Source organism: Undibacterium sp. Rencai35W, assembly GCF_049340185.1.
Lineage (GTDB): Bacteria > Pseudomonadota > Gammaproteobacteria > Burkholderiales > Burkholderiaceae_D > Undibacterium.
In genome coordinates this window covers 532343-555080 of record NZ_JBMPPC010000001.1, presented here as the reverse complement: position 1 = coordinate 555080, position 22738 = coordinate 532343, and the positions used below count along the sequence as shown (strand labels likewise).

Here is a 22738-nt window from a genome sequence, read left to right as displayed (position 1 = left end):
TTTTTGCTCCGATAAAAGTAAGTTTTTTAACATTAATTGCTCATAGAATTGGTATGATGCAATCTACGCTTCTGATTTATCCTTTTGATTGACCTACATCAAAGTAATTTTCAGATGAAAAAAACTCGCTTGAGTATTCAGATAGCTATTTTGCTGGGAATCCTTGCCGGACTCATCTTGCCGGCGCTGCTCAGTGGCTGGATTGTGATCTGGGGTAAAGAAAGACATCTCGCCGTAGAACAGCAAAAACTCGACCTCCAGAGAATTACCAATACTCTCGCACTCAATTTACGCGATCCTGTCTGGAATAAAAATCCATCTGCAATTAAGGACCTGGTTGAAGCCGCCTTTACTTCGCCAGACATCAATAAAATCGAAATTTTCGAAGGAAATAAATCGATTTTCCTTAAAGACCTGTCTAGTCGAAAAATAGGCAGCGTCGTCACCACAGCGCAACCGATTCTGTATCAAGGTGAATTACTTGGGCGCGTCGAAGTCGCGCTGGACAGCGGTTATCTGGACGCTGATTTTTTGAGGCGGATTAAAAACTATAGCGGCAGCATTGCCCTGCAAGTGATTTTCTCGCTCATCATTATTTTAATTTTGCTCTACTATCGTTTCGTCAAACCTTTACATCAATTAGCAATCGATGCAGACAGACTGGCTTTGGGCAATTTTTCCACACCGATCAGATGGGCAAGAGATGATGAGCTAGGTTATCTCGCAGAACGCCTGGAAATCACCCGCAATACGCTGAATCAATTACTGGCAGAACTTGCCGAAAAAAATACACAGCTACATCACGAACTATTGGAGCGAAAAAAAACAGAGCAACTGATACTGGATCTGAATGAATCGCTGGAGCGTAAAGTCGAGGTCAGAACCCAGGAATTAAATCAATCGCAAAGTGAATTAGTCCGCTCTGAAAAATTGGCTGCTCTGGGATCATTGGTGGCGGGTATCGCTCACGAACTCAACACACCTATAGGTAATGCCTTGTTGGTATCGACATCATTCCTGGACCGAAGCCAAAAATTCTCAGAGATGTATCAGGCGGGTTTAATAAAACGTTCTAGCCTGGAAGACTATTCGGCTAACTCGATTGAAGCAGGGCAACTGATCATTCAAAATTTAAATAATGCGGCCGAACTGATCAGTAGCTTTAAACAAGTCGCAGTTGACCAGTCTAGCGACAAACGCCGCAGATTTGACACCAAGTCGTTTATCAACGAAGTACTAGCGACATTGCATCATCTGATCAAAAAAACACCACATAAAATTGAGGTAGAACTAGAGGCTGACATCATCATGGATAGTTACCCCGGTGCATTGGGACAAGTGATTACCAATTTTTTTACGAATGCACTGTCGCATGGTTTCGAATCGGATGCTGCCGGCCTGATCCGTATTCAGGTGCGCAACTTATCGGATAAGGAACTTGAACTCAGTTTTAGTGATAACGGCAGCGGTATTGCGCCAGAAAATATCAATCGTATTTTTGATCCATTTTTTACGACTAAATTTGGCCAGGGAGGCAGCGGTTTAGGGCTTAACATCGTCTACAACATTGTGCACGATATTCTTGGAGGGACAATCGAAGTCGAGAGCCAAAACCATACTGACACCTACACCAGATTTATGGTACGCCTCCCTAAAGTAGCGCCGTATGCCAATGAGCAAAAATAATCATCTATAAAATAAATATCCTATATTCCATATTCCATATTTAATCTCAAGTTTGAATCAAGGAGGTGACAATGAAACGCCAACTGCTATGCATCATGATCGCACTTTGCAGTGCCACAGCTTTTGCGGGAGAAAAAGTCGTCTTATTGGGTGACGATGACTATGCACCCTATTCTTATGTTGAGAATGGCCAATTCAAAGGCATGTATGTAGAACTGCTAAATAAAGCCTCAGAATTATTAAAGCCAGCCTATGAGGTAGAGCTCAAACCGCGTCCCTGGAAGCGCAGTCTGGCAGATCTGGAAAACGGGACTGCATTTGCCTTATTTCCACCGGGGATGAAAAAAGAGAGACCTTATATTGCGCCGTATTCGGTCGTGCTTTACACCGAAACCGTCGTGTTGTTTTGCAATTCCGACGTCATGAAAACTTCCCGAAAAAAGTTTCCTGAGGATTTTAATGGTCTGACTATTGGCGTCAACGCAGGTTTTTTACTATCAGGACGTTTAATCAGCGCTGCCAATGCAGGAAAAATCAGCTTGTCCGAAGCAAAAGGAAACGAGGCGAATTTAAAAAAATTAGCACTGAAGAGAATTGCCTGCTACGCCACAGACAGAGGTGCTGCTTTTTATACGGCGAGAAAACTTCAGTCGGATCCCGATCTGACGAATTTCAAGTTGCAAGAGGCGCTTGAATTATCTGGTGAAGATACTTTTATTGGCTATAGCATCCATAGCAACCCGCCGTATAAAACAGATTTTATTGAGAAAATGAATGCAGCAATAGAGACCATTAAGCGTAACGGTACGCTGGCAAAAATCGAAAGTGCTTATTTAAAGTAGTGCGAGAAAAATATTGAGAATGGATGATTCCCAATTAACTTTGCTAACTTAGATAAGCGGATCTATCTCGTTTTATTTTTCTGTCCGGTCTGGGGGTTCACGGTTGATTTGACAGGAGTAAGTTGTGCTCCACGGACTTCAAAAACAGTCTGATCGACCACTCGCCCCTGACGGTCCAGTAATTGCAATAAGTGCTTACCTGGCCATGGCATCCAGTCATATGACATTGACTTATTTCCCGGAAGAGTTAATTTCTTCCCGTCTAGTTGCCAGCTACCGTTCACCAGACCGTTTGCATTAAAGCGAAGTCGCTGCCGTTCGGGCGGAATATCCGGATCGATGGCAACCAGCATGCCTTTTGTCGGATAACTGATGGTCGCATTGATCTCATTCGATGTGGCGACGGCGATTTGCGTCTGCTGCGTTCCCTGAATAAAGTATTCTTTGCGAGATGCTTCCAGTTGCCCGTCATATTGGATCGTTTGTGCAATGACATTCTTGGGCAGCGTCATTCGCTCATTTTGTTTTTGTAAAAAACGCGGCGAGTGTAAATACTGCATGAGCTCTTGCCATACCGGAGCAGCACCAGTAACGCCAGAGACGTCCCACATCGGTGCACCAGATGCATTGCCAACCCAGACACCCACGGTATAGCGCGCAGAATAACCGATGCACCAGTTGTCTCGCATATCTTTCGATGTGCCTGTTTTAACTGCAGTCCAATTTCTGGTGGACAGCGCATTCTCCAGACCAAAAGTAGGAGCACGGGCACTACGATCCGACAAAATATCGCTAATGATAAAACTGGCTGCCGGGTCTAATTTTGGAATGAAATTCGTTTTCTCGTCCGACATTGCCGTTCGTATGTTGCTGTATTCTCCCAAGTTCGCCAGCGTTCTGTAGGCGTTCGTCAAGGCCATTAGGCTCACGTCTGCGCTACCTAAAGCCAGACTATATCCATAATAATCACCCGACTCGCGCAAACCAAAACCAAGGTTTTGCAAACGTTCAAAAAATAATCCGGGTGTCACCGTCACCAAGGTGCGAACAGCCGGAATGTTTAATGACGAACCTAGTGCAGTTCGCATGCTGACCAGTCCTTTAAAATGCTTATCGTAATTTTGTGGGATATAGAGACCGGATGCGGTAGGCAAATTGACCGCAGAATCGTCCAGAATAGATGCCGCGGTAAGCCAGCGTTTTTCTAATGCAAGCTCATATAAAAAAGGTTTCAAGGTTGATCCTGCCTGACGCAATGCGAGTACGCCATCGACCTGGCTTGCATCCGATAAACTACCGCTGGAGCCGACCCATGCCAGCACATCACCGGTGGCATTATCGAGAATCAGAACGGCGCCGTCTTCAATATTACGGTCAACCAGAGCGGATAACTGACGCACTAGTGAATCTTTGGCTAGTTGTTGTAGTCTTGCATCCAGCGTTGACTTGACTACGTGAATTCCCGGCTTCAACAGTTTGCGCGCCAAATGTGGTGCTAGTTGCGGGGCATTGCTTGCAATCGCACTCTCTGATTTCATACCGAGACGTGAAAAATAAAGCTCGGCTTGTCCTGCCAGATTTGTGCAGTATTCTGGTAATTTCTGGTCTTTCAAAATACTACAGGCACGCTCGGCGACTTTCGCGGGACTGGCATTGGGCGCCCTGAGTAAGGCGACGGCAATTGCTGCCTCTACTTGATCAAGTCCGCTCGGATGCTTGTCAAACATAACTCTTGATAGTGCATGTACACCGACGATCTCACCCCGGAACGGCACCAGATTTAAGTAGGCTTCCAGCAGTTGGTCTTTACGCCAGTCACGCTCCAGCCATTGAGCCACAATCGCTTGGTTGATCTTTTGAACGCCTGTTCTTGGATTCGATTTACGACGCAAATCCTCTTCTAGCAATCCGGCTAATTGCATGGTAATTGTTGAGGCACCACGTGTTTTTGTGTTCCAGAGGTTGCCCCATGCCGCAGCTGCTACCGCATTCCAATCAACACCACTATGCTGATAAAACCGCTTATCTTCCGACGCGATCAGCGCGTTCCTCATTGCAGGTGAAATGTCCTCCAGTTTTATCCAGGTTAATTTGCGCTCTTTCGGATTAACCCGGAGCTGATGAACAACCACTCCATTTCTATCGAGGAGCAGGCTGTCGGATGCCACGAAGTCGCGCTGCACTTCTTTGAAGCTGGCAATTGCACAAGCTGGTGCAGCAATACAGGAAAGCGTCAACGCAAGAAAGAATCCTTTAAAAAAACTTCTCTTAAAAAACATTACTTCACGATCAGTACAGGATTTGGATATTCGCCAAACATCTCAGGCGCGTACATTGCCTCGACTCTGGTTTGGGGCATCTTGAATTCACCCTCATTATTCAAACGCATCGTATAACTCAGCGTAAATTTGCCTTTGGGTACGAATTCATAATAGCCACGGAAATCCTCAAAACTACGCTCCTCATACGTCAACCATGCCATATTCCAGGAAGGTGTTATTGAATTGTCCGCTTTGGCTGTAGCACTAATCAGTGAATCGCGACCCAAGCCTGAACCCAGCAAACTGGCTCCCGCTGGCACGGGATCAGATACGACCACCCAGGTCATATCGGTCTGTGCATCGATCTCCAGATTAACGCGGATAATATCGCCACGGCTGTATTTACCCTTTTCTTTTTGCTCAACCGGAATCATCGTTTTGCTAATCCGATAGCCACTGCTGAATGGCACTTTTAACGGGATCGCGGCAAGGCTTTGCATGAGTATCCAAGGCTTCCCCTTGCCTTCATGTATCAGCTTCAATCCATCAGTGGCTTTGGTCGCGGCAGACCCGGTCACTGGCCAGGCTAATTGCAAGTTGCCGCCACCAGTCGCAGGCCAGCTGAAATTCTGGCCTTGAGAAGCAATCGTTGTTGGCATGGCTTGTTGCCAGCTGGCTTTAGTGACGCCTGCCACTTTTTCGCTTTCGAATTTCTTCGCAAATTTTTCTAATGCGAGGGAGCCCCATACGTTTGCCGTCGTTGTTCCCCAGTGCCCGCGTATTTGCCGTTGAATTGCGCCAGTCATCAATTTCGGCATATCATCGCGCCACTCGGCGTTATCTAGCATCACCAGTATCAAACGCGCAGCATTGCTGTCGGCGCTGCTCATCAGCCACCACCAGTAATCATCGGCTTCTGTAGAAAAGCCAAGGCGGGTACCCTGATAATTGAGTCTCGATCTTAAGATCTGATCGGCCTCCCTGATATACGAGTCACGCTTAGGGATGGCGACAGTTCTTTGTAAGACGGCTAGCCAGTCAATTACCGCGGAGGTAGGCCACAAGTTAGGTGCAATCTGTATCGAGCCTAATAAGCGTGGTTGTATGGTCGTATAGCGTGACATGGCTTCGAGCGCCGCTAATTTTCTGGCATCCAGATCTTTTTTAGGTGACCAGTAATTGCGCGTGATTTTACCTTCAACAAACGCACTCAGGCCTTGCAACATCTTGTCCCGGCTCGCGTCAGGCAGCGCAAATCCTGCCTCGCTGGTGGCGGACAAAAGATAGGCTGTTAAGCTGTCACTGCCCCTGGCTTCTACTTGTTCGCTGGGCGGATAATAATAGGCAAGACCATCTTTATCCAGATACGTCGGCAAATCAGCCGTGATACGTTGCCACGTTGCCATGTCTCTTAAACCGATAGCTTTCGATGTTTTTTGCTCCAGACAGGCATAAGGATATTCAGCAAAATACCGCCGTATGCCCTGATTTTCAACTGCCAGATTCGGAATCAAAGAAATCGCCAGCCCACCTCTTCCAGGCAAACTGTCTGCCGGCTGAACAACTGCCATCGTGACAGGTTTGTCTAACTGAAATAAGCTCGCCTGCTGCACCGTAACCGGTACTGCGGTAATAACACGCTGTGTTATTTTTACGGCGTCTTTCACTCCCGCCGTAGCACCAGAAGTTGTCTCCTGAGCTTTAATATTCCACACCAATACCTGAGTATCGGCACTGCTAAATGCGGTCGCCACGTTGATATTAGATGCGGGTACTACGACTCGCCAGTTAAGCTCACGCGCTTCCCCTGCGGGAATATTCAGGTTTTGTTTCGGCAATTCTGTCAGCGATCCTGTGACTGTAGCGCTGACATCCACCTGCATTGCTCTCGTCGTCGTATTTCTGACTGTTACCATTGCGCTGAACTGATCGCCCTCACGCACGAGTGGCGGCAATCCCGAAATTATTTGCAAATCCTGCGTTGAACGTATGCTGGTTGAACCAGTGCCGAACAGTGAGGTGCCGCTTTGCGCAATCGCTACGATTTTAAAGCTGGTCAGCGCATCATTGAGAGGCACATCGAGTCGCGCCATACCGTTGGCATCCAGAATTACCGTCGATTTCCACAGTAATAATGTATCAAACAATTCACGTGTCGATGACTTGCCACCACCGCCTCCGGCAGCAACCGCCTTACGGCCATAATGTCGTTTTCCTATGACTTGCATTTGCGCTGTCGCGGTCTCGATGCCATAGCTACGGCGTTGTAGTAAAGCGCCAAGTAAATCCCAGCTGGTGTTCGGTTGTAGCTCAAGCAAAGCCTCATCAACGGCGGCTACCGCGATCTCGGCACCGGCTGCTGGCTTGCCGTCAGGGCGTGTTACCTGGATGGTGATTTTCGAGGTACTTCTGATGGGGTACGTTGTTTTGTCGCTGCTGACATTGACCTTTAGTTGATTGCCTGACGTACCTACGGCAATTTCGGCAATACCGTATTTATAGGCGGGTTTCGCCAGATCGACCAAGGCACTTGGTGCCTGATATTCCCTGAATTCGCTCCACCAATTCAAAGGTTCTTTCCAGCCCCAGGTAAAAAATGAATACCAGGGAACTTCGCGCATACGCCCCCTCACCGCAAGCACTGAAACAAAGACATTGGGGCCATAGCTTGCCTTGATTGGCACGCTGATACTGGGATCACGCCCGTTCAACTGCACCACCATTGTATCGATGACACCTTCACGTTCAATCGCCACCAATGCCGTCGCGTAACGGAACGGCATACGTACCTGGAATTTGGCAGTTTCTCCTGCCTGATATTGCTTTTTCTCTGGCAAAATATCCATGCGGTCCTGATTCTCTCCTTCGAACCAGGTCTCGTTCTGATCAGATGCCCAAACCGAGGTTTTAGCACTGGAGATTTTTCCAATACTATCTTTGGCCTTGACGGTAATTTCTATATTGCCGGATGCTTTCAGATCGGCGTCACAAAAGAACATGCCATGTTCATCCGACTTACCAGAACACAGTTCGCCGAGATCTTTATTTGTTTCTGCATTTTCATAGGCATAGAAGCCGCCTACCATACGTTTGCGATGAGAGTTGTTTTGCTTATTTATCCCGAATAAAGAAACGGCGACACCTGCCTGGGGCTTGCCGCTGGTATCGAGAGTGACGGCAACCAGACTCATTTTCTTTTTGACAGAGATCCAGGAACCGGTCTTAATACCGACAATGACTGCAGACGACCAGACTGGCGTAATAGCAGAGATAGTCTGAATTTCACCATTCGGATCCGCGTACGTCATCTCAGACAATAATTCTTGTGGCTTACTGATATCTGGCAAATTTTTGATGACTGTTTTGCCGCTACCGTTTTTATCTAGCGTCACGGGCAATTTGTTGGCGACGATTTTTTGTTCATCGTCGTTGTCAGCACCGCTGTAAAATGAAAATCCGTCAAAGTTAGGGAAGCTGATCGCTTTACTGCGCAACAAACTAGTAATCTGTACGGCTAAGCCAGATGCACCGCCGCCATTCAGATAATTGAGCTGCACATCCAAAGGAAGTTCTTTCGGTGCAATTTGTATTTGCTTGGGAGGTGTGATCCGACCTTGCAGCAAAGGCAGGCGAAATTCTTCTACCCGAAAACTGCCGCTCAAGATGGAATTTTGCGCATAACGCCCATCCTCATCCATCTCAGTATTACGCTCATTTCCCTGATTGGCTTGAATTTCAGTAGCAGATTTGATGCTTCCTTTATCCAGCAAAATGTCATAGCGCCCGAGCTTTGCTTGCTTGGGAATCGCAAAAACTGTCTCAGCGGCATTCTGATTACGCCATGTCAGGGGGAACTGAAACTCCTGATTGCTACCTTGATGAATAATCCGCACACGATCTGGCAGCAAATCAGTTTTTTGCAATGCAAAGCCCTGCATGTTCTCTACACGAATCACATGTTTCATCGAGACTGTTTCACCAGCACGCAACAAACTGCGATCCAAGATCGTATGCGCTCTGACATTGGCGGCCTTACTAACGTCAGTTGGCAAATTAAATCGATACGATTCAATGCCGTTGTTCCAGGAAGACAAGGCAAAGGCGATGTCTTTGCGGCCTTTGTCGTCCGTTTTGCGTGCGCTAACAAAGAAACCATTTAACTGATCAGAACTCCGGCTTCCATTACCAACCTCTCCCATTTCATTGTCGATGCAGGGATCGGGAAAGCTCTCCGGTATCAATGCAACGCCGTTCGCACCGGTAGTGCCACGCCAAAGCTCCTTGCCCAAGCAATTAGACAGCCGGACATCAGCACCAGCGACGGGCTTTGCATTATCTAGCGTTGTCACCCAGACTGCGCCGTTCTCACGACCCAGTTTGATATGCACAGCAAGATTGGTGACCAAGGCACTGGTGCGCACATACATAGGAACTGGCTTGCCAAGTAAGGCACTGCCTAGTTTTTGAGACTCCAGTTCAAGCACATAGAATCCGGGATCTTTTAAAGGAATACCGATGACTTCAAATGGTCTGGCAGGCGCTGCGTCTTTCACATCCTGAAAAGTCGGTAACTCTATTTTGCGCGCACCCGCTTCACGCGACAACAAGCCGAGACTGCGGGACTCGATATCCTTTCCATTCAATCTGACCGTAGACTCATGATATTTGTTGAGTTTGTTGATCCAGCGGATGATACCGGCATCATCGTCCAGCTTCAGATTAGCAAGAGTGCCTGGTGACTGCCTGCCATCAGCATTACGCAGTATCAAATTCTTTTCTACATTACGTAAAGTAACTGGCAAAGTCGCATCGGCATTGAGTTCAACAATACCAAACGGCGCTGCAGAAAACTTAGCCAGTGGCGGGTAATCGGCAGTAGAAAAACGAACCGGAAATTGACTGGCATTGCTCAGTGGCCTGCCTGTTTCGTCTTTGAAATCGGATGGCAGGACAATGCTGTACTCGGTCTTTTCCGCAAATGGTGCAGCGAAATCGACTCTTTGTACCATGGGATTTTTTTCGTCACGACTAAAAACCGGCTTAACTGTTCCTTTTGCTGTTTTCAGACTGATTTGTTCTGCCAGTTTGCGGCTGACCGGTGTATTGAAATACAAACCTAATGACTGGATCGGCGTACAAGCCGCATTGGCATTCTCGCGCTGGCAACTAAACGTCGCGCTGAATGCCGGACGCACCTGGAATTTATAGGCCTGCTTTTGTGAATTGGGAATACCGTTTGGCGTCAGAATACCTTTATCCCACACCACACGGACTGCGGCATCATTTGGAAAACGTTGCTGACACTGGACAACGCTGATGTGCTCAGGAGTGAAGTCTCCGGCAAATTGTTTGAGCAGATCTGCTCTTATTGTGGCATCGACAAAACGTACTGGCACCCGCTCATGTACACCTTCTATTTCGCAGTACACATGCTTGAGCAAAGTATCGCTGGTTGCCGGACCATTTTGATACAAGATAAAAGCCTGTTCTTCATCAATCCGATCGTATTCATAAGGTTGCGCACGCAATACAGCGGGACCACCGGTTGAAAATTGGAATACGGTTTTGCCTGTAATCGCGCTACCGGACGGGGTTTTAAAATCAATTTTGACCTGAAAATTGCATTGTGTGCCTGGCGGCAGATCCTTAGCAAAATCATAGACCCAGTTTTTATCATCAGCCCAGCGACCAGAACCTGACTGGCTGCATTTAACATCGAACGGTGTCGCCGCTTTAGGGTCACCAAAAGCAATCACCGCTTCAGAAAACGTGACCCGGACCTGGCGAACCTGCGCCACCTCACCTTGCGGGGTAAAGCGGCTGATACTTGCTGCATCGGCATTACCGTTATAAATAAAAGAAGCAATCAGTAATGCGCTAAAACCTTTCAGGCTATGCAGCAGATTCATCATTATCTCCAGTCGCCGCGCAACACTTGGACTTTTTCTTGCAAAACAATTGGCGATACTTGATCTGCCTGGAGAGATTCGCCGACCGCCAGTTCAAGTTTTGAAAACGGGCCGCGGCGGAAGGACCGTTCAAACGGATTGCCTTTACCTCGGGTCAGGAAGCTCCCCCACAAACCGCGCAACGCCATCGGAAAGACGGGGACAGGAGAACGCTCAAGTATCTTCATAATGCCACCTTTGAATTCGTTCATATCTCCGGTCGTTGTCAGCTTACCTTCGGGGAAAATGCAGACCAGCTCACCTTCATGCAGTGCCTGAGCGATATCAACATAGGCTTTTTCCATGGTCCATGGATCTTCTTTAGCTGGCGCGATCGGGATCGCTTTTGCTGTTTTAAATACCCAGGACAAAAATGGAATTTTGAAAATACGATGATCCATTACAAAGCGGATCGGCCTTGGGCTAGATCCCATGATCACAATCGCATCCATATAACTCACATGATTGCAAACCAAGATGGCTGCACCTTCGGCAGGAATACGATCTGTATTCACGCCCTTTACCCGATGGATAGTATGAATCAGCAGCCACGCAATAAAGCGCATCAAAAATTCAGGTACCAGACTGAAGATATAAATCGCAACGATGGCATTCAGAATGGCGGTCGCCATAAATATTTCGGGAATCGTAAAGCCTTGTTTCAGCATCAGCATCGCCGCGAGTGAGGCAACCACCATGAACAGTGCATTCATGATGTTCATCCCCGCGATCGTGCGTGACAGATGTTTCGGGTCGCAACGTGTCTGTATCAGTGCAAATAAAGGCACGATATACAAGCCACCAAAAATACCGATCATGACAATGTCAAATAAAATCCGGTGACTGCCTGTTTGATGAAAAAAACCTGCTGCATCAAGAGTCTGCGCAGCACTTGCCACGGCTTCCAGCGCATGGGTATAGGCAACGCTGGATAAGTACAGATCGAAGCCGAACACGGACAAACCTATCGCACCAAAAGGTACCAGACCGATCTCAACCTTATGCCCCGAGAGCCGCTCACACAATAGAGAACCTGCGCCAATCCCGAAAGAAAAAATCGTTAGTAAGAGTACGAAGACGCTATGATCTCCATGCAGGTAATTTTTGGCATATAAGGGAAACTGGGCGAGGACAATAGCGCCATAAAACCAGAACCACGAGTTACCCAGCAAGGATAAAAAAACCGGACGATTCTGCTTGCTGAAGCTAATATTGCGGACTGTTTCGGTTGCTGGATTCCAGTTGATTTTCAGCTCTGGCTCTGGTGCAGGTGAATACGGAATACGCAAACTCGTGAGCCAGCCAATGATCGCAATCACAATCGTGCCTCCGGCGACAAGTTCGATTCCCCACGGCTTGTGAACGACCAGCATGGCTCCCAGAATCTCTCCTAGCAAGATACCGACGAACGTCCCCATCTCGATCACACCGTTACCGCCGACGAGTTCATCGGTTTTTAGATGCTGTGGCAAATACGCATATTTCACCGGACCGAACAAAGTCGAATGAATGCCCATACCTGCTACGGCAGCAATCAGCAGCCACAGGCTATGCGTCATCCAGCCAGTGGCTGCTATGATCATGATGACGATTTCTAGTAGTTTGACTTTGCGCGCAACTGTGCCTTTTTCAAACTTGTCGGCCAACTGTCCCGATGTCGCAGAGAACAACACGAACGGCAAAATGAACAGGCCTGGTATCAGATTATTCAACAAACCAACATCCAGATTAGTCCATTGCAAGGCATCGTAAGTCAGAATGGTCAGTAGTGCGGTCTTAAAGACATTGTCATTAAATGCGCCGAGAAATTGCGTCCAGAAAAAAGGCGCAAAACGACGTTGCTTTAATAGTGAGAACTGACTTTGTTGGCTCATGGGCGGAAATCATCCAGGTAAGTTATGTATTGGTCAGCGACCTCAATGCTTCGCCTTCCATTGAAACAATTATAATTTAGACACGGGTAACCAATGTGGAAAATCTTACATTGAGGCGTAAGTATTGCTGCGCGCTTAGTTGACGCACTGTGCCGATGATTGACGCGAATTGACTATCGCTGAAAGAACAGGATGGCATCCCGTACTGGCAGAACCTCACAACCAGCGTTTTTTGCCTCTGACAAGGCGTAGCGTAATTGTGCCGGTGTTGTACCCCAAGGTCCCGGTATTTCATCAACCTCGTGGGAGTAAAAAATTAACCAGCCACCTTCTCGTGCCGTTTGATCGACTAATTGCTTTATTTTTTCCTGGCTAGTCTTGTCCGCATATAAAGCCTGCGCACGTAAAGCGGCCAAATCTGCCTTACCAATCTGCGTCCCACCACCAGTAATGCGGTTGTAAGCAAAGCGTTGTGAGGCAGCCAGTTTGCTGCCGAGATCGTAGGCGCCAAACGGAAAAGCAAAGCCGCTGTTAGGAATGCTATTTTGAGTAAAAAAATCCTGATTTTTTTCCCAGTCCAGCTTTAAGTCTTTGACGGCATGTGTCGCACAATTAGTATGTAAAAATGTATGGCAGCCAATCTCATGGCCATCTTCGGCCAAAGTTTGTAAGTCCTCGACGCTGTGACATTGATGCCCCTGCTCCAGACCGTCTGTCAGTCCGCCACAGACAAAAAAAGTCCCACGCGCACCAAACTCCTCCAACAAGTCTTTCCCGACAATGCAGGCACTGGCCGGTACATCATCAAACGTAAAGCTGACCACCCCTCGACCTTGCTTCAAAGGCAGCCAGGCGCAACCTAAATGCCTGGAAAGACGGCGACTGATTTTTTTCAGTAAAGTCATAGTTCACCTATCATCATAAAATCGATCAACGCAGTGCATCGGAGTTACTCAGAGAATGCTGATAACGTTTTAAGCCCATCTTGGCAGCACTGCCAGGTAGATTTTCGTAGGTATATTCCAGGCCAATCTTAATAATCCCTTGTCGCAATCCTGGCAGACTTCCTTCTCGTGTCAGTCGTTCTGCGACGCTATCGATATTGAATTTCAAGCCGCGGTCTATTTCATAACTCATACCGAAACCCACCCTGAGCTCGCGTTCTTTTCGGGATATTTCATTTTGAAATTCAGCCAGTCTGGGTACCAGTTTCTGATCACTGTCTTGCAACATGCCGGAAAAATTCAATTGCGTCTTATCCGACACTTTCCATTGCGCATCAAGTCGCGCTGCTTTGGCGATAACATAAAGGATAGACGGGTCCACAATCGTGAACGGCCGATTCCACAACTGCATATCCAGTCTTAACTTAGGCGAATAAAAATACGTTGCTCTGACCAGAGTAGAAAAAAGGGTCGTATCCAGTTCATGCAGGTTTTCGTAGCGTCGGCGTATAAGTCCTAGATGAGCGCTGGCAACAGTCTTGACACTATATTTCCATTCCGCTTCTAAAAACGTCTCCGTCTCACGATAATGTTTATCAAGATCGGCAAGCTGCTGTTGGTCACGGTTAGGATAATCCGTTTCAGACATGCGCAGACCCGCTTCTATATTCGATCCTGTCGGAGAATAATAACGAACGCTAGCCTGCTGACCTTGCTGATGAAAGTTATAGAGTTGATTCACGCCAAGCTCATAGCGCAACGAGGAGCGGTCTGCTTTGACTGGTATCGTTAACTCATCAGTGATCTTGAGTGTGAGCTCTGCACCTTGCTGGCCGTAATGCGAGATATCTTTATCGGTAAGCGAGCCGTTGATATATTGAAATAAGCGATCTTCTTTGCCCGCATTAATACGCCCGCTCACCACGTCGCCGATCGCATATTCAAACGTCGCGTCTCCCGCTTTGGTTTGATGATTCAGATCCTGATAATGCTGGTAACTTCGCTTACCCAGATCACCGGTAAGAATCAAGCGAGTACGATCCGATAATACCGGGATAATCGCCCCTGCACGAACATCAATTCCGCGGACTTTATCTGAGGTATCGACATTGCCATTTTGCACCGTCGCCGCATTGCCGTCATAAAAACGTAAGGGATTGCTGTCGCTGGTTAAGGACGTCTCTAATTGCAATGCCAGCTCAGAGCTTACCCACGCCGACGCCGAGCCTGCACTCGCCAATAGACCCAAGAACATCATTGCTTTCACTCGCACAGATACAAGGGGCAGTGACACATGCGTCATCGCCATTGACGGAGGCAATGAACAAGGATATTTGACTGCAACAGAAGTAAGCTTTCTCATCAGACAGATTAGACAGACATAATGCAATCAACAATAAGGTAAAGATGAAACTACACTAAGAAAACATTAAGACGATGAAGCGGCTTGTAAACCATGTTCAGATAAACGTAAGACACGGTCGCAACGTTGCGCCAATTCAGCATCATGCGTCACAATCACAAATGCTGTCCCCAGAGTGTGCGACAATTCCAGCATCAATTCAAAAATCTGCTGGGCAGTAGCTCGGTCCAGATTGCCCGTAGGTTCGTCCGCCAATACACAAGCTGGCTGCGTGACGAGGGCTCTGGCTAAAGCAACACGCTGCCGCTCACCGCCAGATAATTCACCTGGCACATGGGTAATTCTATGCTCCAGCCCTACTCGTGCCAGGACCGCTTTGGCAGCGGCATGAGCGTCAGTGCGGCTCACACGACGTATCAGCAAAGGCATTGCAACGTTTTCGAGTGCAGAAAATTCAGGCAGTAAATGATGGAACTGATACACAAAACCTAGCGAGGCATTACGTACATCACCACGCATTTTTTCGCTCATGCTGGCAAAATTTTGCCCCAGCAATGTGACATCACCCGTGGTCGGCGTATCCAGCCCGCCCAGCAGGTGTAGCAGCGTTGATTTACCCGACCCCGAAGCGCCGATAATCGCAACCCGCTCGCCTTTGTTCACGCTGAAATTCACATTACTCAGTACTTTGACCGAGTAATCTCCCTGGGTAAAAGTTTTACTCAGATTACTACACGACAGTATCATGCTGGATGCCTGGGAATTAGTAGCAGTGTGGGAAGTCTGATTACTCATAACGCAAGGCCTCCGCGGGTTTGACGCGGGCACCACGCCAGCTAGGATAGATTGTCGCGACAAACGCCAGGACTACGGCAACACCACCGATCGTCCACACATCTGACCACTGTAAATCCGAAGGCAAGGTACTGATGACATACACCTCTTTAGACAAAAATTGTATACCCAGTACATGCTCAATAAAAGGCACGATGATGTCGATGTTGTGAGCAATCAAAATACCTGAACCGACACCAATTGCGGTACCGAGCAAGCCAACCAATGCGCCTTGTATCATAAAAATTTTCATGATCGACCACGGAGAAGCACCAAGCGTACGCAAAATGGCAATGTCGGCCTGCTTGTCCGTCACCGTCATCACCAGCGTAGAGACCAGATTGAATGCGGCAACAGCGATGATCAGGGTCAAAATAATGAACATCATGGTTTTTTCGGTTTTGACAGCCGCAAAATAATTGCGATTCTGTTGTGACCAGTCTCGTATCAGCAAATTACCCGTCAGCGTACGGGACAAGTCTAATGCGACTTGCGGTGCTTTTAGCATATCGGCGATACGGAGTCGGAGCCCCGATGGCGCAGATAATCTGAAAAATTTCTCAGCGTCGTTCATCTGGATAAATGCCATGCCAGAATCGTACTCAAAATGCCCTGCTTCAAAAATGCCGACCACAGTAAATGCTTTCAGACGGGGCACCATGCCTGCTGGGGTTAATTGCCCTTCCGGTGCCGCCAGACTCACCTTGTCGCCCAGACTCGCATGCAAAGCCCGCGCCAATTCTGAGCCTAGTACGATACCGAATTCGCCCGGTTTTAAATCGCTCAGTTTACCGGCTTTGATTTTTGTCGCTACTTCAGAAACCTTGGGCTCTTCTTCCGGCAAGATACCGCGCAAAATGACACCCCGCATGACGTCATCGCGAATGATCATGGCCTGTGCATCGACGTAAGGTGCAGTGCCTTTAATCGCCTTGTTTCGCAGCACCTCTTGTGCAGTGGCTTGCCAATCCGGTAAAGCGCCAGTCGCGTCGAACACCTCGATATGAGCAAGGACCGACAGCATACGGTCACGAACTTCTTTTTGGAACCCGTTCATCACGGACAGGACAACGATCAGGGCAGCAACGCCGAGTGCGATTCCCGCCATCGAGATCATCGAAATAAAAGAAATAAAACTATTACGCCCGCTGCGTTTCCCGGCGCGGGTATAACGCAAACCGACTAGCCATTCAAAAGGTATGTTTTTCACTAGTTAATTTTATTTGGTCAGACAAATTGAGAAAAATGAGCACCAATCCCGATAAATTCAGGCTGAGTCTGAGCTAACAGTCCGCCTGAAGTGAGACCAACGATAGACCAGGCTCAGACCAACATTCACACGAAGATTCAGAACAGCGTGCATCTTGCCATACAATGATGCTATGAGCTATTTAGAAATTATTTTACCCTTCGCGATTCCGCCTGCCCCCTTAGCCAAGGATTTGCAACGAGAATTAACCGTCCCTGGCTACAGTAGCTTGATAGGAAAAGCAACACTCGGCACAACCAAGGTATTTGAAGACTTTTCCAGGCGGCTCCCGCATGAGACGGCGCTCGCAGGGCATTTTGCCATGGAAAGCCGCACAGATACTGCGGGAGACCTTTTGAATTTGCAAGAGATTGTAAGCAATCAACCGGATAATCAACGCAGCAGTCCCAAAGACACGCATAACAAAATGCGCGCTCTGGGTTTGACGGTAGATCAGGGACTCTGGTTCACGCTGCATCCGGTACATATCCATATCGCACGTGATCATCTGGTATTAACCGATCGCCGGCGCTTGGTGTTATCGGAGTCAGATGCCCGCCTTCTTTTCAGGGATGCCGAACTGATTTGCGCTGAGTTGGGTAAAACACTGATATACGGTGATGCGCAACATTGGTTTTTGCGCGCAGACGACTGGCAGGACATGTGCACGGCTACTCCTGATGCCGCCTGCGGTCACAATGTCGACATCTGGATGCCAAAGGGAACGCAAGAACGCGCCTGGCGTAAGTTGCAAAATGAAATCCAGATGCAATGGCATAGCCATCCGGTCAATGAAGAACGTGAGAGCCAGGGGCATAAGTCAGTTAATTCCGTCTGGCTGTCAGGTGGCAGCACGCAAGCAATGACGCTACCGACCATAACAGACGGACCCGCTCATTTTAAAGAAACTGCAACAGACAAGAATCAACGGATTATTCTCGATCATTTACTCGAACCAGCTCTCAATAGTGACTGGGCAGAATGGCTGACGCAGATGCGCATATTGGAACAGGACTGGTTTGCCCCTGCTGCTGCCGCTTTGCGCTCCAGGGAGCTGGATCGACTGGTTTTGACAGTCAGCGATGCCAGCTTATTGACCCAATTCTCTGTGACACCATGGTCACTGAAAAAATTCTGGCGCAAAAATTCTCTACAGCCCCTATTCGCACTCCCGATCAGCTCCACAGCAAAGACAGCATGACACGCATCAGCACCCGCCCCTATTCATTCCGCGATTCCGAAATGCTGCGCCAGAGTGGCATTCACCCTGTGCTGGCTCGCCTGTATGCCGCGCGCGGCGTCAAGGACGTCTCAGAACTACGTAGTGAATTGCCGCAATTGATTACACCGGATCAGTTACTGCATGTCCGGCAAGCCGCCATTTATCTCGCTGATGCCATCGCCGCTGGTAAAAAAATGTGTATCGTCGCCGACTATGACTGCGATGGCGCTACCGCGTGCGCAGTCGGTCTGCGTGGTCTGCGCATGATGGGAGCTCATGTGGATTACATCGTGCCTGACAGACAAATCCACGGCTATGGTTTAACGCCAGAAATCGTCACCCTGACCCGCCAGGAAAAATCTCCGGATATCATCGTCACGGTCGATAACGGCATTGCCAGCATTGACGGCGTTGCAGCGGCGAATGCGCTAGGGATTGCCGTCGTTGTCACAGATCATCACTTACCCGCCGACACATTGCCTGACGCGGCGGTGATCGTTAATCCGAATCAGCCAGGATGTGGATTTCCCAGTAAAAATCTGGCTGGCGTTGGCGTGATGTTTTATACCTTATTGGCACTTCGCGCCGAGTTACGTCAGCGTGGCGTATTTGATCAGCAAAACCAGCCTAAACTCGACGCTCTGCTGGATCTGGTCGCACTCGGTACCGTCGCCGATGTGGTCAAACTCGATGCAAATAACAGAATTCTGGTTGCTCAAGGCATTAAGCGCATGCGTGCAGGCCGCATGCATCCCGGTATTGCCGCGTTATTCCGTGTGGCGGGACGCGAGCCGCAGCAGGCAAGTCCGTTCGATCTCGGTTTTGCCTTAGGACCCAGGATTAATGCCGCCGGTCGCTTGTCCGATATGTCCTTAGGAATTGAATGTCTGACCACGGATGACGAGGGCCGCGCCTGGCATATTGCCCAAGAACTCAATAGCATCAACGCGGACCGTAAAGATATCGAGCGCGAGATGCAGGATGTCGCCCTACTCCACCTTGATGATTTTCAACCTGCTGCCAGCAATACGATTACCGTTTTTGACGAGAGCTGGCATCAGGGCGTCATCGGCATTGTCGCCTCACGCCTTAAAGATAAATTTTATCGTCCCACCATTACATTTGCTCCCGGCGACGATGGCATTATTAAAGGTTCAGGCAGGTCGATCCCGGGCTTTCATCTGCGCGATGCACTAGATCTGGTGTCCAAACATGCGCCAAATCTGATCATGAAATTTGGCGGTCATGCAATGGCTGCCGGTTTGACGCTGCGAGCCGAGAATTTTGATGCGTTTCAAAAAGCTTTTGAGGCCGTTGCGCAGAGCTGGCTTCAGGCAGATCAGCTAGAGCGCATCGTGGAGACCGACGGTCCGCTGGAGGATGCGTATTTTAGTACCGATTTCATTAGCCTGATGGATGCGCAAGTCTGGGGGCAAGGATTCGCACCGCCGATTTTTTGCGATGACTTTAAATTGATTTCCCAGCGAATTTTAAAAGAACGTCATCTAAAAATGGAACTGGAGAAGAATGGCAAACGTTATGATGCCATCTGGTTTGGCCATACAGATAGCCTACCAGAGCGCATCAGCGTTGCATTTCGATTGGATGCGAATACCTACAACGGGGTTACCCGTGTGCAGCTCCTGGTCGAGCATATTGAGTGAGTTATTTGCGCTATCTGCTGTGAAGTTATGAGCTTGTCAGCAATCGCTGTTGTAAGGCTGGTTTTGCATAATCGATAAAAGCTCGTAGCTTAAGTGGCAGCATTCCCTGTCCGGCATGAACCAGATTTACTGGCCATGTTGTTGTATCAAAATCATCCAACACAACCTGCAAGCGCCCTTGGCGCTTCGCCTCCTCAATTTGATACGACAGTACCCGCGTTAAGCCAACGCCGGCTATTGCCGCATCGATAGCCGCCTCTGCTGTATTCACTGTCAATCGAGAGTGAATACCAATACTTATCTCAGATTTGTTCTTTGAGAAAACCCAGTTACGGCCAGACATCAAGGAGTCAAAAGTAATACAGTCGTGGTTACGCAATTGCTCTGGCATCAACGGACTACCATGTTGAGCTAAATAAACAGGACTTGCACAAACCTCTAGCCGAATTTCGCCAACGTTATATGCTATCCAATCACTGTCAGGAAGATTTCCTATTCTCAATGCCAGATCAACATGATCCTCGAGTAAATGGATTGTGCGATCTGCCAATATCAGTCGAATATCGATTTCCGGATAACGTTGCAGGAAGTCGGCAATCACAGGCAAAACGTGCAGGCGACCAAATACGACTGGCGCTGTAATGACCAGTTCACCTTTTGGCATAATAAACTCCCCCGCAGCCAAACGTTCAGCAGCACCAATCTCCTCTAAAATTCGACGACAAGCGACGAGATAAATTTGCCCGGCCTCGGTCAATGTGAGCTTGCGGGTGGAGCGTAAAAGCAGACGCGCATTCAAATGCGACTCCAGGTCGCTGACCTTGCGACTGACAGTTGCCAAAGGCATTCCTAAATTTCGCGCAGCACCAGAAAAACTACCTGCATCGACAACTGCAATCAAAACTGCCATCGCGTCTAGCCTGTCACTCATACAGCACCTCATTTCTCGATATAGTTGATTTCATTTTTTGAGATTAATATTCTCAAAATACACCAATTATCTTATTAAATGATAGTTGCTAAAGTATGCACTGTCATCCCGACGCTCACTTTTGAAAGAAATTATCATGTCCTTGCTACCCATCCCTTCATCCATTGAAACCGCTCCTGCAGCATCGCAAATGATGTTGCAAACAGTTCAGGAACAATTAGGTGTTGTTCCAAATTTATTTCGTCTGGTTTCGACTAGTCCAGCGGCATTAGAAGGCTACCTTGGATTATCTGGTGCATTAAGCAAAGGCAATTTGCCAGCAAGAACCAGAGAGCGGATTGCTTTGGCTGTCGCTGAAGTAAATCAATGCAATTATTGCTTATCGGTGCACAGCTATTTGGCAAAAAATATGTCTAAATTGGAAGATGCTGAAATCATTGCCAATCGTCGTGGATATTCACTTGATAACAAAGCCGATGCGGCAGTCAAATTTGCTGTTCAAGTCACATTGCAACGAGGCCATCTCAATGAAGCTGCACTAAAAACTGTCAAAGATGCTGGTTATGACGACGCGCAAATAATCGAAATAGTTTTACACGTTGCGCTCAATACCTGGACTAATTACATCAATTCAGTTGCTAAAACCGATATTGATTTCCCTCTTGTACCAGCACTTTAATTGTTTGCGCTCTTGCAAATGTTTAATCCGTCATTGTGGCAACACCTTGCAACAATGGCGGAGACACTTATCCACCCCACTTTCGCACGGAGTTTGCAATGAATCGTCCCGTATTGTCACCCTTTACTTTAGAAACCGCAACACAGAAAGTCAGAATGGCTGAGGATGCCTGGAATTCTCGTGATCCATCAAAGGTTGCACAAACTTATAGCGTAGATACCCGGTGGCGCAACCGCACAGAGTTTATAAATGGCAGAGCCCAGATAGAAGCGTTCTTGACACGTAAATGGCTGCATGAACGTGAGTATCGGCTGACTAAAGAGCTGTGGGCGTATGGCGAATTCCGAATCGCGGTACGGTTTGCCTATGAATGGCTTGATCCAGACGGTCAATGGATGCGCAGTTACGGTAATGAGAACTGGGAATTTGATCATGACGGTTTGATGAAATTACGTATCGCAAGCATCAACGACTTGAAAATTAATAGCTCACAACGCTTATTCCATTGGACGCCAGGACGCAGGCCAGACGATACCTCCTCTCTAACTGCGTTAGGACTATAAACATGCACAGTGAAAACCAGCCCATTAGTAACATTGCGTTCACATCAACAGTAAAAGCAATACAACAACGTAATGGCTCACGCCAAGCTTATGCTCGCATGGAGAGTGGCAGCGGGTGGTCATCCAACATTACCGATGAAATCAAGTCATTCATAGAGGCTCAGACTAGTATTTTTCTTGCCACGAATAATGCCGATGGGCAGCCGTATATACAACATCGTGGTGGACCAGAAGGCTTTCTACAGGTATTGGACGAACACACTATCGGTTTTGCCGATTTTGCTGGAAACAGGCAATACATAACGCAAGGGAATTTATCCGACAACCAAAAAGCTTTCATATTTCTAATCGATTATCGCCAACAACAAAGAATTAAACTATGGGGTGAAGCGCGCATGATCGAAGATGATCCGGCGCTTCTTGCAAGCTTGACTCCTACTGGATATAAGGCACGTGCAGAACGTGTATTTTTATTTTCAGTGAAAGCATGGGACGCCAATTGCCATCAGCATATTCCAATGCGTTTTGACGCCGCCGATGTTCATGAGGCGCTAAAGGAACGTGATCAACGGATAAAAATGCTAGAACTGGAAATTCATCGATTAAAAAACATTTAATAAATTAGAGATACGACTCACTGCATTTGGCTGGCAAACCTTATTTGGCGAGAATCAAGCT

General features: G+C 47.9%; 15 protein-coding genes. 7 read left to right on the top strand and 8 right to left on the bottom strand.

Going from position 1 to position 22738, the window contains the following annotated elements; translation table 11 throughout:
- Window positions 1-114 precede the first annotated feature (114 nt).
- Window positions 115-1686 carry a sensor histidine kinase gene (locus ACO0K3_RS02470; protein ID WP_422981553.1) on the top strand — a complete coding sequence of 524 codons (1572 nt, stop codon included), beginning with the start codon at window positions 115-117 and terminating at the stop codon, window positions 1684-1686.
- 71 nt (window positions 1687-1757) lie between these two features.
- Window positions 1758-2528 carry a substrate-binding periplasmic protein gene (locus ACO0K3_RS02465; RefSeq protein WP_422981551.1) on the top strand — a complete coding sequence of 257 codons (771 nt, stop codon included), beginning with the start codon at window positions 1758-1760 and terminating at the stop codon, window positions 2526-2528.
- Between the two features lie 62 nt (window positions 2529-2590).
- Here the strand turns inward: ACO0K3_RS02465 and pbpC are convergent, their stop codons facing one another.
- From pbpC to ACO0K3_RS02430, 7 genes are all read right to left on the bottom strand, one after another.
- Window positions 2591-4807, bottom strand: coding sequence for a penicillin-binding protein 1C (gene pbpC / locus ACO0K3_RS02460; protein WP_422981549.1), 2217 nt, complete (start codon window positions 4805-4807; stop codon window positions 2591-2593).
- Window positions 4807-10701: an alpha-2-macroglobulin family protein gene (locus tag ACO0K3_RS02455; RefSeq protein WP_422981547.1), complete on the bottom strand. Its 5895-nt coding sequence runs from the start codon at window positions 10699-10701 to the stop codon at window positions 4807-4809. Before ACO0K3_RS02455 ends, pbpC begins: the two co-directional genes overlap by 1 nt.
- Window positions 10701-12611, bottom strand: a complete 1911-nt coding sequence (locus tag ACO0K3_RS02450; RefSeq protein ID WP_422981545.1) for an MFS transporter — start codon at window positions 12609-12611, stop codon at window positions 10701-10703. The genes ACO0K3_RS02455 and ACO0K3_RS02450 overlap by 1 nt, the downstream gene beginning before the upstream one ends.
- Before the next feature lie 173 nt (window positions 12612-12784).
- Entirely contained in the window at window positions 12785-13516 is a 732-nt protein-coding gene (locus ACO0K3_RS02445) for a polysaccharide deacetylase family protein (protein ID WP_422981543.1), read from the bottom strand.
- Window positions 13517-13541: 25 nt separating this feature from the next.
- Window positions 13542-14849 carry a hypothetical protein gene (locus ACO0K3_RS02440; protein ID WP_422981541.1) on the bottom strand — a complete coding sequence of 436 codons (1308 nt, stop codon included), beginning with the start codon at window positions 14847-14849 and terminating at the stop codon, window positions 13542-13544.
- A gap of 135 nt (window positions 14850-14984) precedes the next feature.
- Entirely contained in the window at window positions 14985-15713 is a 729-nt protein-coding gene (lolD, locus tag ACO0K3_RS02435) for a lipoprotein-releasing ABC transporter ATP-binding protein LolD (RefSeq protein ID WP_422981539.1), read from the bottom strand.
- Window positions 15706-16962 (bottom strand): lipoprotein-releasing ABC transporter permease subunit, encoded by a 1257-nt coding sequence (locus tag ACO0K3_RS02430; protein ID WP_422981537.1) that lies wholly within the window; start codon window positions 16960-16962, stop codon window positions 15706-15708. Before ACO0K3_RS02430 ends, lolD begins: the two co-directional genes overlap by 8 nt.
- Window positions 16963-17134: 172 nt before the next feature.
- Between ACO0K3_RS02430 and ACO0K3_RS02425 the strand changes: the two genes are divergently transcribed.
- The gene (locus ACO0K3_RS02425) at window positions 17135-18202 is read left to right on the top strand and encodes a hypothetical protein (RefSeq protein ID WP_422981535.1); all 1068 of its coding nucleotides are present in this window, start codon (window positions 17135-17137) and stop codon (window positions 18200-18202) included.
- On the top strand, window positions 18199-19887 hold the full coding sequence (gene recJ / locus ACO0K3_RS02420; RefSeq protein ID WP_422981533.1) for a single-stranded-DNA-specific exonuclease RecJ: 1689 nt from the start codon (window positions 18199-18201) through the stop codon (window positions 19885-19887). Before ACO0K3_RS02425 ends, recJ begins: the two co-directional genes overlap by 4 nt.
- A 25-nt stretch (window positions 19888-19912) precedes the next feature.
- On the opposite strand, the gene ACO0K3_RS02415 is transcribed toward recJ, so the two are convergent.
- Complete coding sequence (locus ACO0K3_RS02415; RefSeq protein WP_422981531.1) at window positions 19913-20818, bottom strand: LysR family transcriptional regulator; 906 nt, start codon at window positions 20816-20818, stop codon at window positions 19913-19915.
- A 136-nt stretch (window positions 20819-20954) separates the two neighbouring features.
- Here ACO0K3_RS02415 and ACO0K3_RS02410 point away from each other — a divergent pair, with 136 nt between their 5' ends.
- The 3 genes from ACO0K3_RS02410 (at window position 20955) to ACO0K3_RS02400 (ending at window position 22677) form a co-directional block, all read left to right on the top strand.
- Window positions 20955-21497, top strand: a complete 543-nt coding sequence (locus tag ACO0K3_RS02410) for a carboxymuconolactone decarboxylase family protein (RefSeq protein WP_422981529.1) — start codon at window positions 20955-20957, stop codon at window positions 21495-21497.
- A 98-nt stretch (window positions 21498-21595) separates the two neighbouring features.
- Entirely contained in the window at window positions 21596-22060 is a 465-nt protein-coding gene (locus ACO0K3_RS02405) for a DUF1348 family protein (RefSeq protein ID WP_422981527.1), read from the top strand.
- A gap of 2 nt (window positions 22061-22062) precedes the next feature.
- Entirely contained in the window at window positions 22063-22677 is a 615-nt protein-coding gene (locus tag ACO0K3_RS02400; protein WP_422981525.1) for a pyridoxamine 5'-phosphate oxidase family protein, read from the top strand.
- Window positions 22678-22738 lie beyond the last annotated feature (61 nt).

Bases quoted from the DNA above. Each gene is read 5' to 3' on its own strand.
- ACO0K3_RS02470 (WP_422981553.1), top strand. From the start codon at position 115: ATGAAAAAAACTCGCTTGAGTATTCAGATAGCTATTTTGCTGGGAATC.
- ACO0K3_RS02465 (WP_422981551.1), top strand. From the start codon at position 1,758: ATGAAACGCCAACTGCTATGCATCATGATCGCACTTTGCAGTGCCACA.
- pbpC (WP_422981549.1), bottom strand. From the start codon at position 4,807: ATGTTTTTTAAGAGAAGTTTTTTTAAAGGATTCTTTCTTGCGTTGACG.
- ACO0K3_RS02455 (WP_422981547.1), bottom strand. From the start codon at position 10,701: ATGATGAATCTGCTGCATAGCCTGAAAGGTTTTAGCGCATTACTGATT.
- ACO0K3_RS02450 (WP_422981545.1), bottom strand. From the start codon at position 12,611: ATGAGCCAACAAAGTCAGTTCTCACTATTAAAGCAACGTCGTTTTGCG.
- ACO0K3_RS02445 (WP_422981543.1), bottom strand. From the start codon at position 13,516: ATGACTTTACTGAAAAAAATCAGTCGCCGTCTTTCCAGGCATTTAGGT.
- lolD (WP_422981539.1), bottom strand. From the start codon at position 15,713: ATGAGTAATCAGACTTCCCACACTGCTACTAATTCCCAGGCATCCAGC.
- ACO0K3_RS02425 (WP_422981535.1), top strand. From the start codon at position 17,135: ATGAGCTATTTAGAAATTATTTTACCCTTCGCGATTCCGCCTGCCCCC.
- recJ (WP_422981533.1), top strand. From the start codon at position 18,199: ATGACACGCATCAGCACCCGCCCCTATTCATTCCGCGATTCCGAAATG.
- ACO0K3_RS02415 (WP_422981531.1), bottom strand. From the start codon at position 20,818: ATGAGTGACAGGCTAGACGCGATGGCAGTTTTGATTGCAGTTGTCGAT.
- ACO0K3_RS02410 (WP_422981529.1), top strand. From the start codon at position 20,955: ATGTCCTTGCTACCCATCCCTTCATCCATTGAAACCGCTCCTGCAGCA.
- ACO0K3_RS02405 (WP_422981527.1), top strand. From the start codon at position 21,596: ATGAATCGTCCCGTATTGTCACCCTTTACTTTAGAAACCGCAACACAG.
- ACO0K3_RS02400 (WP_422981525.1), top strand. From the start codon at position 22,063: ATGCACAGTGAAAACCAGCCCATTAGTAACATTGCGTTCACATCAACA.